Consider the following 12,955-nt stretch of genomic DNA (forward strand, 5'->3'; position numbering starts at 1 on the left):
CTTTTTATTTTTTATCGCTTAAATGAACACAGCCTTCGGCTTGATCTTTTCCCACTCTTTGCGAGCCTTGCTGTAGTCCGACTTAATGCTGTCGAACAGGGAAAATTCACCGGCCACAACCTCAACAGTGAGTGGCACCTCATGGAAATCTTCAGAATGTGAATGTGCATCGATATATCGGGACAGTGCGACCATTCGATCGTGCACACGGAGTGCAATCGCCTCATCAAAGAAAACTTGGTTCAGCGTGAACGTAATATTCTCTCGCCACCGACGTACAACGTTATTAAACAGCTTCTTCTGGATAAAATCCTCATAGCCGGTTCTCAGACTGCCACATGCTTTCTCCAAAGCATCGTGCTGAAGATCGCCAGTCAGTGAGCGCGCTACATTGTAGTGTTTTTTCGCGCGGTCATACGCGGCTCCTTCATAATATTCATGTGGAAAAGCCAATCGATCTATCGCGCCTGGTGCATCGTTGTCATCACGCCACACTGTGCGTCCGGCAAAAGACACACCTTTATCTTCTGCGGCAGTTGCGAGGTAATTCGTAAATAGAATGTCATGAGTGAACACAATGACCTGACGGCGTGTGGCTTCATCCACTAGGCGTTGGGCGATGACCTCCTTTCGTACATGGTCCATGGACGTCACCGGATCGTCGAAGATGACGCCGGCACATGTACCATTGAGTTCGATTTCCGTCAGAAAGTCAGCCAATGCCGCGGCGGTCTGCTCTCCTTCACTCAGCACACGGGAGGGGTCAATACCGGTGGTACCTGCGTTACTGATCTCGATCTTTCGATCTGTAGTGCCTGCATCTCCAGCGAAACGGAACTGCACGGGCAATTCCAGCTTTAGCGCATCGCAGTTTTCCACAAAGCGCGCGATAAAGCCTTGCGCCACCAACGTCGTAGCAAGGGTTTTTTGTTTACTTGTCACATCACGCTGAATAGTTGAGAAGCCCCGAATGCATGGGGTTGCCTGACTCATCCATTGGAGACTCTCAACCGCTGAAGCAATCTCATTATATTGGCCAGAAAGTCGATGACGATCATTCAGAAGTTGTTGCTCCAACAAAAGAGCATCAATCAAAGCTTTGGGATCACTTTCGCGTAATTTTTCATTGTCCCGCTTCAAGCGTTCGACCAAAGCGCTGATGCGCTCTGAAACAGCGTCATACGCCAATAGGGAACACATCGGGTTGCAGGTGTTTGTTACGGCAAGGTCCATAGTTTCAATGACTTGTCTGTAGCCTTCCACGTGTGCCGCGATATCTGCTTCCAGCACGCTGTCTAGCTCCAGCAACGCACGCCGAGCAGCACTGTCCTTGGCAAAAAATGCGATACTAACTGCGCTTATGTCCGAGCCATAGCCTCTCATTTGGTCTCGGGCGTTGGTCAGCTTCATTTCTACATCGCTTGTGACCATCTTAAAGAACCGGCCCATACGATCCGCGCTCTCCACATCGAGCACCTGCTGACATAATACGCAGCGCGGCTCGTCCGATTCGGGAGGGAAAGCTTTGTCTGGGTAGGCTTCGGCGTTGTATACGATCGCAGCGGATAAAAGGCCTCGCCATGCCGCAGTTCCTATGGGCTGTACAGGCTCCTCGCCGAATTGTGCCGCGGACAATGCAACGCCTGTTTCGATGAGATCACTAATCTGCTTAGCCGTTTCGCCAATTTTGGTCATCGTGCTCGTTTTTACGCCGATAGGCAACGCAGCAATGCTAGCTTTGACAGTGTCCAGGTCAACAATACGCTGCTCATTATTTTTGACGATTTCCTTAGGGTCCGTTGTCCTAAGTTCGGTTAATTGTGTCTCGATGGCCAGTAACCGTGCGGACTCGACATCGCCAAACATCGCTAATGCTTTGAGCTGAGCTAGATCCGTTTGAGCGCTAAGCGTCGCCAAGGTATTCGCTACAACAGACGTACTGTTTGGGATCGCAAACTTATCCACCACCGGGGTCCGGTTGGTGATCTCCTCACGAAGCTTCGTTTGTAATTTGCCAAACGCCGTCACCATTCTGGGGAAAACATCGAATAGGTATGGCATGACTTGAAAGACGTTACGGTCATCAAGATGGACCCGGACACAGGACGAGTCGAAAACGGAAAAACCATCACGCAATCGCGGACATGCCTCTTTGTGCACGAAATTGACGTTTGAACCATCATCAAAATGGAAAGTGGCCGTAGGTTTCGGATGTGTGCCCTTCGCGAGCCTTACATCGCCTAGGATCCCTATGTCTTTGGATCGAGTGAAGCATGCAGACTTCAATACGCGAGCATAACCAGACTTCCCGGCGCCATTGGGACCATAGATAACCGTGAGTTTTGGCCCGAAGCTTAGTGTTTCGTCAGCAGCTAGTGCATTGACGCCTTCAACCGAGTCTATGGAGGTTAAGGTGCAAACAGCTCCTGATGATTCGATCTCGAATTGGGGTAGAGTCATGTCCCAGGTGGCACGAGGTGCCCCTGGTGCACTAAGCCCTTGGTCGATTAGGTATTCGGTAAATACCGCATCCAGTGATTCATCGCTGAGCTCCGCCGATGCCACCAACCGGCTTAACAAAAAGCCCTGCCAGGGAGAAAGTGTTCTCCCCCAATCAGACAGCGCGTCGAAGATATTGAATACAGGCTGCGTCATAAGATGGGGTTCTACCCCGTTACTGCGGACACTTTTGAAAAAAGGCACAATGTGCCAAAGGAGTGTTCATGTCCAAACGCAGAAGATACAGCCCCGAATTCAAGCGCGAAGCCATCGCGCTATCTCGCCAGCCAGGTGCCAATTGCCGCCAGGTGGCCTTAGAGATTGGAATTAATCCCAACCTGTTGTCCCGGTGGGCGCGTGAAGCCGAAGAATTGCCAAGCAAGGCCTTCAAGGGCTCGGGAACGCCGCGTGACGAAGAGCTTGCCCACTTGAAGCGGGAACTGGCACGGGTAAAAAAGGAACGTGATTTTTTGCGCGAAGCGGCAGTGTTCTTTGCAAAGGAGTCGTCCTGAGGTATCAGACGATTCAACACTGTCGCAGTCTTTTCCCGATACGTCTTATGTGTCGTTGCCTGAAGGTATCGGCCAGCGGCTATTACGCTTGGGCATCTCGTCCGCAGTCCAGCAGGGCAAGAGCGAACGACCGTCTGCTGTCGCGTATCAGAGAGATTCACGATGACAGTGGCGGAATGCTTGGGTCGCCCGGTAATCCCCCCATTATTAGCGGAGCTCAGAAGTAGAGTCAGGCCACCATGGCCAACTTCTGTCGGGGCGTGATACCACCCAAGGCCATGTTTGGCCGTTCATTATTGTAGGTCCATAGCCACCGAGTTGCATATTCCTGAACCTCCTCAATGGAGTCGAACAGGTATTGGGCCAGCCAGTCGTAGCGCACGGTGCGATTGTAGCGCTCGATGTACGCATTCTGCTGCGGGTTGCCGGGCTGGATAAAGGCCAGTGCAATGCCCTGCTTCTCAGCCCAGGCAGCCAGCGTAGCACTGATGTATTCCGGTCCATTGTCACAGCGGATCTGGACGGGCTTTCCTCGCCATTCAATGATCTGATCCAGAGCCCGTATGACGCGCTCAGAAGGCAGCGACAGGTCTACTTCAATGCCAAGACCTTCCCGGTTGTAATCGTCAATCACATTGAACAGCCGGTAGCTGCGACCATCTTCTAACTGGTCGTGCATGAAGTCCATAGACCAGCTGGCATTGATTACCGTGGGCACCGCGAGTGGCTCGGGTTTCTCGCGTACCAAGCGTTTACGGGGCTTGATGCGCAGGTTCAGTTCCAGTTCCCGATAAATTCGATAAACACGTTTATGGTTCCAGAGGTATCCCTTTACGTTGCGCAGATACAGAAAACACAATCCAAAACCCCAGTTGCGCTGGTTATGGGTCAACCGAACCAGAAGGTCCGCGATCTCGGAATTCTCACTGTTGAGCCTGGCCTGGTAGCGATAGCAGGACTCACTGACACTGAAGGCTACACAGGCCAGGCGAATACTACAGCGACCAGCTGCAACAGTTTTTTGCGCCATCTCGCGGCGAAGAGATGGCTTTACCACTTTCCCTCAAGAGCCTCCTTGCGTAACTCGGATTTGAGGCGCTCTTCGGCGTACATTTTTTTCAGCCGCCGGTTCTCATCTTCTAGCTCTTTCATGCGCTTGATCATGGACGTATCCATGCCGCCGAATTTCGCTCGCCACTTGTAAAAACTGGCACTGCTCATACCGTGTTCGCGGCAGAGCTCCGGCACCGGTATGCCGCTCTCGGCTTGTTTCAGAATCGCCATGATCTGGCTGTCGGTAAAACGTGATGTCTTCATGCAGAATCTCCCTCCAAATAGCTTACGGAAAATTCTACTTCTAATCACCGCTGTTTTTTGGGGGGATTACCCAAGCACAGATTGGATGAATGGCATCACGAAAGCGTTCTTGGTCGCTTCCTCAGTCTGAATGGCACTTTTCTGCTGACGGATCTTTGCGGCCAAGCTGGCCAGGCGTTCTTCGAATTCCATTTCTCCCTCCTTGGGAGCTTCCTTGTTTTTGTGAGAGTCGGCTTGGGACCGGGCTCAGTTGATTCCATGAGCGTTGGCAATCAGTCAAGCAGAGTAATTAAGGCACCGCCAGCGCGTTCCCCACCTCAATGACAATGCACCGTCCCCGTGCTGGTTTCCATATGGCAACACTGCCCGGGCGGTGAGCTCTTCCGGCATCCACCTCCATGCATAATCGCTTCTGCGCTCTGGGTCATGCCTACCCGGGAAGACACGCTGGCGCTGACAGGCAGTGAGAAGAGGAGGGCGAGGATGGTAAGTACGGCGAAAGCTCTCATAGGTACTCCATTACATTGAGGCTGGAGTCATTCTGATATCACCCGCAGCTAATGGGCACAAGCGGTTTGCTGCTTATTGGACCAATGGACCTGATTGATCTTGACGATTGCTGAAAGGCTGCGCATGGCGTGGCAGCACGCTACCAATGATCTAATCTACTGGAACGCCCTGTTTGGCGGTCAGGCGGGTTGGCCTTTGGCATTGGTTGAGTGCGGAGAAGTGCGATGAAGACATATTGTGTGCTGATCGTGGCGATGAGCTTTTGCGGTATGGCGAGTGCAGGCATTCCGCTGTTCAATGCGACCTGTCCGGGCGAGATCGAGGTGCATGCCGATCAGGGCGGGCCGATTTATATCAATGGCAAGGAAGGGGCGTTGACCAAGTTCAGCGATACCTACTACGAGGCCAAGGGCAGCGCGGTGACAATTTCGTTGATGATCAATCCGGATGGTTCGCCTGATGTGTCCTACACCGGTCAGCATCGTGCCAATGGCGTGTGTGCGGTGAAGCAGGACTGAGGCTCCTACTGATGTGTTGTTTCAGGCAAAAAAAGAGGGCGCAATGCGCCCTCTGATTAGCCACTTATGAAGTTTATGGCTTGACCGGGTTTACAACCTGTCTGTCTACCATATCCTTGCCCATCCGGCCCCAGGTCAACAGGAAGCACAGAGAGCTGCCGAGGTACAAGCAAGCCATAATGATCATGGCGGTTTGCAGGCTTTGCGCGTAGACCTGGCCACAGACTTCCTGCAGGTTCTGATTTAGCTGGCCGAGTACGGCGGGGTGACACTGATTGCGCGCCAGTTCGCCAGCCGCGACCCCAAACTCGGCAACGCCGGACCTGAAGAAGATATCGGAGACTGCGCCAATGAACAGCGGGCCGAAACCGTAGCCAATCAGGTTGACCAGAAGCAGCATCACTGCCGTGGCCATGGCGCGCACACGCATGCTGACCACACCCTGGCCGATCGTGTACTGAGCGGCCAGATAGCCGTACTTCACGAAACCGGCGATGACCAGGCCGATGGCAGCGTAGAGCAGATTGTCGGTGGTGAAGGCGAAGATATAAAACGGAACCGAGATTGCCAGGCCCATCGCCGGTATCCAGGCGATGGCGCCCGGGTGCTTCTTGTAAATCCTGGTCGCTAGCCAGCCGGTGGCGAAGGTGCCGATGGCCGCAGACAGGGCTACCGGCGTGTTGATCCAGATCGCTGCCTGACCGGCGGTGATCTCGTAGGTGCGGACCAGAAAGAGCGACTGGAACGAGGAGATACCGTAACCGCAGAATGCGGCAATGGTCGCGCCAGCGGTCATCAACCAGAAAGCAGGCTTGCCCATCAGCTCGTGGATAGCCTCACCCAGGCTGGCACGCTCTTTTTTCTCAGCTTGCTGCGGATCGGTGTAGCCGCGCGGCGGCTCCTTGACCGTCAGTTTGAACACGATGGCGACCAGCAAGCCCGGCAAACCGACGACGAAAAAGGCGGTGCGCCAGTCGAACATGTCGGTAACCCAGCCGCCGATCAGGTTGGCGAACATGGTGCCGAGTGTGACGCCCATGGCGTAGAAGCCCAGCGCCTGAGAGCGTTCACGCGGGATGAAATAGTCCGCGATCAGGGAGTTGGCCGGCGGCGTACAGCCCGCTTCGCCGATACCCACACCGACGCGGCACATCAGCAGAATCCAGAACGCGCCGATGGTCACCGAGCCGATGGTAATTTCTGTCGCAAGGCCGCAGAGCGCGGTCATCAGCGACCACAGCGCCACGCAGACGGTCATGATCCATACACGATTGGCTACATCGGCAAAGCGCGCGAGCGGGATACCTACAGCTGTATAGAGCAGGGCGAAACCGAAGCCGGTGAGAAGCCCGAACTGGGTGTCGGTAATCCCGAGGTCTGGCACCAGATCGGGACCGACGACCGCCAGCAGGGCGCGGTCGACGAAATTCAAGATGTAAATAAGTGTCAGCGCGAAGAGCACATAATTGCGGTACGCCTTGGAACCATAGCCGACCAAGTGGCCTTGGGTCCCCCCATCTGCATTGATGGCACTCATGGATAACCCCTTCAAAGTACGTTGTTATAGGTATCCGCGGGCTGTAATCACACGTGGTGATCACTCGCTCCAGGCGGTGCCTGGCTGGCCTTGAGAACCGTCGAGAGTCCTTTGCGGCAAGCCAAGCTCGGCCAGTATAGTGACATAGTGGGTAGGGCGCCGCACAGAATCGTGGGATCTGTAGCGAGCCATATTCAGGTGGTGAATACCAGAACTCAGGGGATCATGAGCATCACCTCAACGCATGACACAACAGCGCAGCGCGGAACGGCCTGGCAGGTGGTCAGGGTGCAGTTTGCGGCGCGTACTCTTCCAGATACAGCGTTTCGGTATGCAACTGCTCAAGTGAGGCGCGATGTCCAACGCTGATGATGATCGCGTCGGGCAGGGTCTGGGTCAGCAATCCGTAGCAGTGAGCCTCCATGGCACTGTCCAGCGCCGAGCTGCTTTCATCCAGAAACAGTACGTTAGGGCGGATCAGCAGCGTTCGTACAAAGGCGCAGCGTTGCTGCTCGCCGAGGCTCAAGGTCTGAGACCAGTCGATTTCCTTGTCAAGATGCTCTGTCAGATGTTCAAGCTGACATTGCTGCAGTATGTGACTCAGGGTGGCGTCCTGCTCGGGGCGGGTTGGGGCAGGGTACCAGAGCATGTCGCGCAGGCTGCCGAGCGGCAGATAGGGCTTTTGCGCCAGCGTCAGTACGCTGCCCAGATCATAGGTAGCCTTGCCTGAGGCGTCGCTCCAGATACCGGTCAGGGCGCGGATCAGGGTGGATTTGCCAAAGCCGGAAGGGGCTTGCACCAGTAATCTGTCGCCGGACTGCAGGGCCAGATTCAGGCCGTTTAGCAAGGGTTTGCCATCGGGCAGCCAGAGCGAAAGATTTTCGATTTCGAGGCGCCCTGGCTGGTGTTCCAGCTGAACGCCAGGCTCGCCCTTCACGCTGTCCAGACGTTTTTGAAAGCCCATAAGGCGGTCGACTACGGCCTTCCATTCGGCAATCTCCAGAAAGGCACGCACCAGATAGGCCATGGCTTCGTGGACTTCGCCAAAGGCGGCGCTGATCTGCGTGAGACGGCCCAAGGGAAAGGCGCCAGCGAAGAATTGCGGTGCCATGATAAACATCGGAATCACGGTGGCGGTGCGCATGTAGAAGGTCGAGTAGCCGAGCACCACTTTCTGCTGTTTCACCAGGGCCCAGAAGTTTTCCAGCGCGGCGCTCAGACGCCGGTTGAAGCGGGCATCTTCCTCTGCCTCCCCACGGTATTGCGCCACGGCTTCGGCGTTTTCACGCAGGCGCATCAGCGAGAACCGGAAGTCCGCCTCTCTTTTCTGCTGAATGAAGTTCAGCCGCGGGAGGGCGCGCCCTAGCCAGAAGGCCCCACCCGTGCCGAGAATCGAATATAACATCGCGGCCCAGACCAGCAGGCCGGGGATGATGATCTCCTCCCCGCCGATTGGCAGCATGACCAGGCTCGAGGCCTGCCAGAGAATGTGCAGGAAGGAGAACAGCGACACCAGTGAGGTCATCAGCCCCAGGCTGAGCTTCAGCGACATGCTGATAAACAGATAGATATCTTCGGCTATCCGTTGATCCGGGTTGTCGGTTTCCGGGGCATTCAGCTGCAACTTGAGGTAACGATGGCGTTGCAGCCACTGCTGCAGAGTGTTCCGGGTGGACCAGCGACGCCAGCGCAGAGTCAGTTTCTGCTGAAAATGGAACGCGGCAACGGTGAAGGTGGCCAGCGCCAGTTGCAGCAGGATGAACTGGGCGCCGCCGATCAGAAAGGCGTCGTAGTCCAGCGCCTGCAGGGCGTTGTAGAAATGCAGATTCCAGAAGTTGGTGAGGATGTTGACCCCCACCAGGCACAGGTTCATGAGCACGGTTCCGAGCAACAATAGCCAGGCTGCACGTTTTTCCGTGGAGGTCCAGAAGGGCCGGGCGAGTAACCAGAAATCACGTAATGTCTGCATGTCGCCCCAAGTTACCCTACGTAAAACGCTTGGAGTTTATAGGCACAGGGCTATACCATCAACGCTAATCGTTCTCATTGGTTTTTAGCGGAAGTGGGGAGCAGGCTATCAAACTACCCGACTGGCTGTGCCAGGCATGGCCGCCCATCCAGCGTGTTATTCAGCACGAAAGCAATGGTCGACAGGCTGTGCCATTGAGCCGCCTTGCTGAGCCGGCTGTACTATTGCCGCTACTGGATCAGTTCTCTGAGTTATACCCGGGGTTGAAGCGCCCTCCGGTGGCTTCCCAGTGGTCGATGAATTATCTCAGCGTGCTCTTGCCCGCTACCCTGGCAGCAGTGCTGGCGGGCAAGCGGGAGATCGCGTTCTGGGATGACGAGGTCGCGCTGCTGCATGAGGTGGGCCAACCCGCAGCCCTGAAGATTCCCGATCAATTGAACGAGCTGACGCCGGATCAGCGTTCCGAGTACTGGACGCGCCTGCTGCTAGAGCATCTTGAACCGCTGATGGGCACTATCGCCGCCTGGGGTGGATTGGCACCCAAGGTGTTGTGGGGCAATTTGGCGGCCGTCTGGGATGGCGCATTTGCTCGCCTGGATCCTGACTTGAGCCTAGAAGGCTTTGCCGAGGCACATCGCTGGCTTGAGCAGGCCAGTGTGGCGGCAGGCCGCATAAGACCGCGGGCACTGCAATGGATGGCGGATTCCCCCGCACCTGAGGTCTGTGCGCGTATTCCGCTACGGCGACATTGCTGCCTGCATTACCAGTTGCATGCACCAGTACCGGGCAAGCCCCAGGTGCTGTGCGAGTCCTGTCCGAAATTACTCCGCTTGCCGCAGGCAGAGCAGGCCAGCTACCTGCGCTCGATTTATCTCGGCGACCACTAGTTCGCCGCACTCTTTGCCGGTACCGGCTGAATCCTTAGCCTGTTTCAAATGATAATAGTTATCAAAAGCATTGAATTACTTTGCTGCGATCGATAATATTTCGCGTTTGGGCGCGCCAGGCTTTTGCGCCGGGCTGCGTGGGGAGGGGCGATTTATCCAGGTCGCTTCAGGCGAGGTAACTAGGGGTAGGGTGAGATCCGAATGAACCACTTCAAAAGAAAAACGCTGGTACTGGCAGTGGCCGCTGGCCTGATGGCGACGAATTTCGCCTGGGCGGATGAGGCGGAAAAAGCCGGTGGTGCACTGCAGTTGAAGGATGTAGTGGTAACAGGCGAGAAGTTTCAGCGCACCCAGGACAGCACTCTGTCCAGCGTAGCGGTGATAACCGGTGAAGATATCCGTAGCCACGGTGATCAGGATCTGCAGGCCGTGTTGCACCGCACGCCAGGGGTGTACGCCCAGTCGGGTAACGAGAACTGGGGTATTCGCGGCATTCCGGTCTCCGGCTTTGATGATCAGGGCCCTGCGGCCATGAACGGAGCGGTATCGGTCTATGTTGATGATGCCCTGCAGGTCAACCGCCTGCTTACGCTCAACCCGCTACCGCTCTGGGATATGGAGCAGGTGGAGATTTACCGCGGAGCCCAATCCACTACCCAGGGGCGTAACTCGCTGGCTGGCGCCATTGTGATGAGAACCCGTAATCCCACGTTCAACCCGGAATTTGCCGTGCAGGGCAATGTGGGCAAGTACGGTGAGCGCGGCGCCTCGGCTGTCGCCAACGGCACGCTGGTGGATGGCGTAGTAGCCGGCAGGCTGGCGATCGATTATCAGACAGCCGACGGCTATATCGAGAACCAGTCGCTGAACAAGGATGCCAACCTGCTGCGCTCGTCCAACATCCGTGGCAAGTTGCTCATTCTTCCTTCAAATGACGCGGATCTGCTGCTGACCTTTGCCCGCACAGAGCAGCGCAGCGGTATCAACGCGGTAGCTGCGAATGACGGCAAGCCGGACTATTTCAATCTGTATGAGAACACCGAGACGTATAACACTCTGGAGCAGAACACGGCTACGGCCAAGCTGGACTATCGGCTGGATGATCTCTGGACCCTGACCAGTGTGACCTCCGGTACCTGGTCCGAGCATCGCTCGGTTCTCGATTTCGACCGTCTGCCAACGGTGACCCAGACTGCTCCTCGCCATCATGAACAGACGTTGGGTAGCCAGGAACTGCGTCTGGGCTATTCGGCGGAGCACGTTGAGGGGCTGGTTGGCGTATATCTGGGCCGGTTCGAAGGCGAAATAGACGATCAGCTGGTCAACGCCGGCACCGTGCTGCTGGACCAGCAGGGCAAAACCCGAATCGATAGTCAGGCTCTGTTCGGCGAGTTGAACTGGGAGTTCGTCGACCGCTGGCAACTGATTACTGGCTTGCGCTGGGATCATGAAAAGAACCGAACCCGCATCAACTACCCCACGGACGTGCTGGGTATTGCCGCCGACCCGGACGCAGATGAAGAAATCAGCTCCAGCGTGCTGCTGCCGAAGCTTGGCCTGAGCTATGCGCTGGCTGAAAACCAGTTGCTCGGCCTGACCTGGCAGCGCGGTTATCGCAGTGGCGGCGTCAACGTCAGAACCCGCGCCACGCACGAGTCATATGACCCCGAGTTCACCAGCACTTACGAGCTGGCTTGGCGTGGTAACTGGCTGAACAAGCGCCTGCGCACCAATGCCAACCTATATCACACCACCTGGAAAGATCAGCAGGTGTCTTTCCTGGATGTGAGTGACGACACGGTCAAGGTGGCTAATGCGGCGGACAGCCGTATGGCTGGCCTTGAGCTGTCGGCCGAGTACATGGTCACAGCGCAACTGCTGCTGAATGCCGGGCTGGCCTATAACGATACCAAGTACAACTCGTTCGTGCGTGACGGTATTGACCTAAGTGGCTATGAGTTTGTACATGCGCCGAAAGAGATGGCCAACATCGGTGCCAACTACACCTTCGGCAATGGTTTGATGCTGGGCGGCGATGTGGTTTACCAGGGCCGGAGCATTTCCAACTTCGACACCAGCGCTACCACTGTCATCGGCACCCGCTATAACGACAGTGTGGCGTTGGTAAACCTGAATGCGGAATACCCCTTGGGCGATGTCACGCTCAGTGGGTACGTGCGCAATCTGTTTGATGAGCGCTATATCACCAACAACCAGGGCGACGAATTGCTAGACGTCGGTGCGCCGATGACTTTAGGTATGGCCGCGCGTTACGACTTTTGAGGAAGGCTGGCGGCAGCAGGGTTGCTGCCGCCAGTGGGTGCATGGATGCACGTGGTGGCGCGGGAATCACTCGAACGTGGGCAGTACCTGACCTTCATACTTCTCTTCGATAAAGGCTTTCACTTCCGGGCTGTTCAGCGCCTTGGCCAGCTTCTGGATGGCGTCGCTTTCAGCGTTATCCGAACGGGCGACCAGAATGTTGACGTAGGGCGACTCGGCACCTTCGATAACCAGGGCATCTTCAGTCGGGTTCAGGCCGGCTTCCAGGGCGTAGTTGGTGTTGATCAGTGCCAGGTCTACCTGGTTGAGTACGCGCGGCAGGGTGGCAGCTTCCAGTTCGCGGATGCGGATGTCTTTCGGGTTTTCGGCGATATCACGAGGGGTGGAGAGGATGTTGCCCTGATCCTTCAGGGTGATCACGCCAGCTTTCTGCAGCAGCAGCAGGGCACGGCCGCCATTGGTGGCATCGTTGGGGATGACCACGTTGGCGCCTTCGGGCAGATCATCCAGGCTCTCGATCTTGCTTGAGTAGGCGCCGAACGGCTCGACATGCACGCTGGCGACGCTGACCAGGTCAGTGCCACGGCTGCTGTTGAACTCTTCCAGGTAGGGCAGGTGCTGGAAGAAGTTGGCGTCCAGGCGCTTTTCCGCGACCTGTACGTTGGGCTGTACGTAATCGGTGAAGACGCGGATGTCCAGCTCTACGCCATCTTCGGCCAGGGCCGGTTTGACGAATTCGAGAATTTCGGCGTGGGGTACGGCGGTGGCCGCGACGGAGATCTTCTCGGCAGCCAGGGCTGGCAGGGTGGTCAGCGCCGCAGCAGCGGCCAGGGCAGTAAGTAATTTCTTCATTTCAAGCTCCTTGTGGGATAACACGCAGGCTTGCGGCGGATAGCCGGTGGCCTGCCTTCTTTCTTGGGATA

The 12,955-nt window shown here is 56.1% G+C and carries 8 protein-coding genes and 2 pseudogenes; 4 read left to right on the forward strand and 6 right to left on the reverse strand.

Going from position 1 to position 12,955, the window contains the following annotated elements:
- Window positions 1–18: 18 nt before the first annotated feature.
- The gene (locus EAO82_RS07235) at window positions 19–2,655 is read right to left on the reverse strand and encodes an AAA family ATPase (protein ID WP_096348032.1); all 2,637 of its coding nucleotides are present in this window, start codon (window positions 2,653–2,655) and stop codon (window positions 19–21) included.
- A 68-nt stretch (window positions 2,656–2,723) separates the two neighbouring features.
- On the opposite strand from EAO82_RS07235, the pseudogene EAO82_RS07240 reads away from it, so the two are divergent.
- Window positions 2,724–3,199 (forward strand): annotated as a pseudogene (locus EAO82_RS07240) (transposase); the annotation flags it as partial.
- Window positions 3,200–3,240: 41 nt separating this feature from the next.
- On the opposite strand, the gene EAO82_RS07245 reads toward EAO82_RS07240, so the two are convergent.
- Both EAO82_RS07245 and EAO82_RS07250 read right to left on the reverse strand, forming a co-directional pair.
- Window positions 3,241–4,328, reverse strand: a protein-coding gene (locus EAO82_RS07245) for an IS3 family transposase (protein ID WP_096348146.1) whose coding sequence is annotated in 2 segments (ribosomal slippage) — window positions 3,241–4,073 and window positions 4,073–4,328 — 1,089 coding nt in all. Because the reading frame shifts where the segments join, the coding sequence is not laid out codon by codon here.
- A gap of 69 nt (window positions 4,329–4,397) precedes the next feature.
- Window positions 4,398–4,520, reverse strand: a pseudogene (locus tag EAO82_RS07250) (restriction endonuclease); the annotation flags it as partial.
- A 542-nt stretch (window positions 4,521–5,062) separates the two neighbouring features.
- On the opposite strand from EAO82_RS07250, the gene EAO82_RS07255 reads away from it, so the two are divergent.
- A complete protein-coding gene (locus tag EAO82_RS07255; protein ID WP_096346285.1) occupies window positions 5,063–5,356 on the forward strand; it encodes a hypothetical protein in 294 nt (97 codons plus the stop codon).
- 73 nt (window positions 5,357–5,429) lie between these two features.
- On the opposite strand, the gene EAO82_RS07260 is transcribed toward EAO82_RS07255, so the two are convergent.
- A complete protein-coding gene (locus EAO82_RS07260; RefSeq protein WP_096346284.1) occupies window positions 5,430–6,893 on the reverse strand; it encodes a spinster family MFS transporter in 1,464 nt (487 codons plus the stop codon).
- 283 nt (window positions 6,894–7,176) lie between these two features.
- Complete coding sequence (locus tag EAO82_RS07265) at window positions 7,177–8,862, reverse strand: ABC transporter ATP-binding protein/permease (RefSeq protein WP_096346283.1); 1,686 nt, start codon at window positions 8,860–8,862, stop codon at window positions 7,177–7,179.
- A gap of 194 nt (window positions 8,863–9,056) precedes the next feature.
- Here EAO82_RS07265 and fhuF point away from each other — a divergent pair, with 194 nt between their 5' ends.
- Both fhuF and EAO82_RS07275 read left to right on the forward strand, forming a co-directional pair.
- Entirely contained in the window at window positions 9,057–9,749 is a 693-nt protein-coding gene (fhuF, locus tag EAO82_RS07270; RefSeq protein WP_096346282.1) for a siderophore-iron reductase FhuF, read from the forward strand.
- A gap of 201 nt (window positions 9,750–9,950) precedes the next feature.
- On the forward strand, window positions 9,951–12,032 hold the full coding sequence (locus EAO82_RS07275) for a TonB-dependent receptor (RefSeq protein ID WP_096346281.1): 2,082 nt from the start codon (window positions 9,951–9,953) through the stop codon (window positions 12,030–12,032).
- 66 nt (window positions 12,033–12,098) lie between these two features.
- Here EAO82_RS07275 and EAO82_RS07280 read toward each other — a convergent pair whose 3' ends face one another.
- Entirely contained in the window at window positions 12,099–12,884 is a 786-nt protein-coding gene (locus EAO82_RS07280; protein WP_096346280.1) for a MetQ/NlpA family ABC transporter substrate-binding protein, read from the reverse strand.
- Window positions 12,885–12,955 lie beyond the last annotated feature (71 nt).

It is taken from the genome of Halopseudomonas pelagia (genome assembly GCF_009497895.1).
GTDB lineage: Bacteria > Pseudomonadota > Gammaproteobacteria > Pseudomonadales > Pseudomonadaceae > Halopseudomonas > Halopseudomonas pelagia_A.

What these genes read in the sequence shown, in the direction of transcription:
- EAO82_RS07275 (WP_096346281.1), top strand. Translation starts at nt 9,951, where the DNA reads ATGAACCACTTCAAAAGAAAAACGCTGGTACTGGCAGTGGCCGCTGGC.
- EAO82_RS07280 (WP_096346280.1), bottom strand. Translation starts at nt 12,884, where the DNA reads ATGAAGAAATTACTTACTGCCCTGGCCGCTGCTGCGGCGCTGACCACC.
- EAO82_RS07265 (WP_096346283.1), bottom strand. Translation starts at nt 8,862, where the DNA reads ATGCAGACATTACGTGATTTCTGGTTACTCGCCCGGCCCTTCTGGACC.
- EAO82_RS07255 (WP_096346285.1), top strand. Translation starts at nt 5,063, where the DNA reads ATGAAGACATATTGTGTGCTGATCGTGGCGATGAGCTTTTGCGGTATG.
- EAO82_RS07260 (WP_096346284.1), bottom strand. Translation starts at nt 6,893, where the DNA reads ATGAGTGCCATCAATGCAGATGGGGGGACCCAAGGCCACTTGGTCGGC.
- EAO82_RS07235 (WP_096348032.1), bottom strand. Translation starts at nt 2,655, where the DNA reads ATGACGCAGCCTGTATTCAATATCTTCGACGCGCTGTCTGATTGGGGG.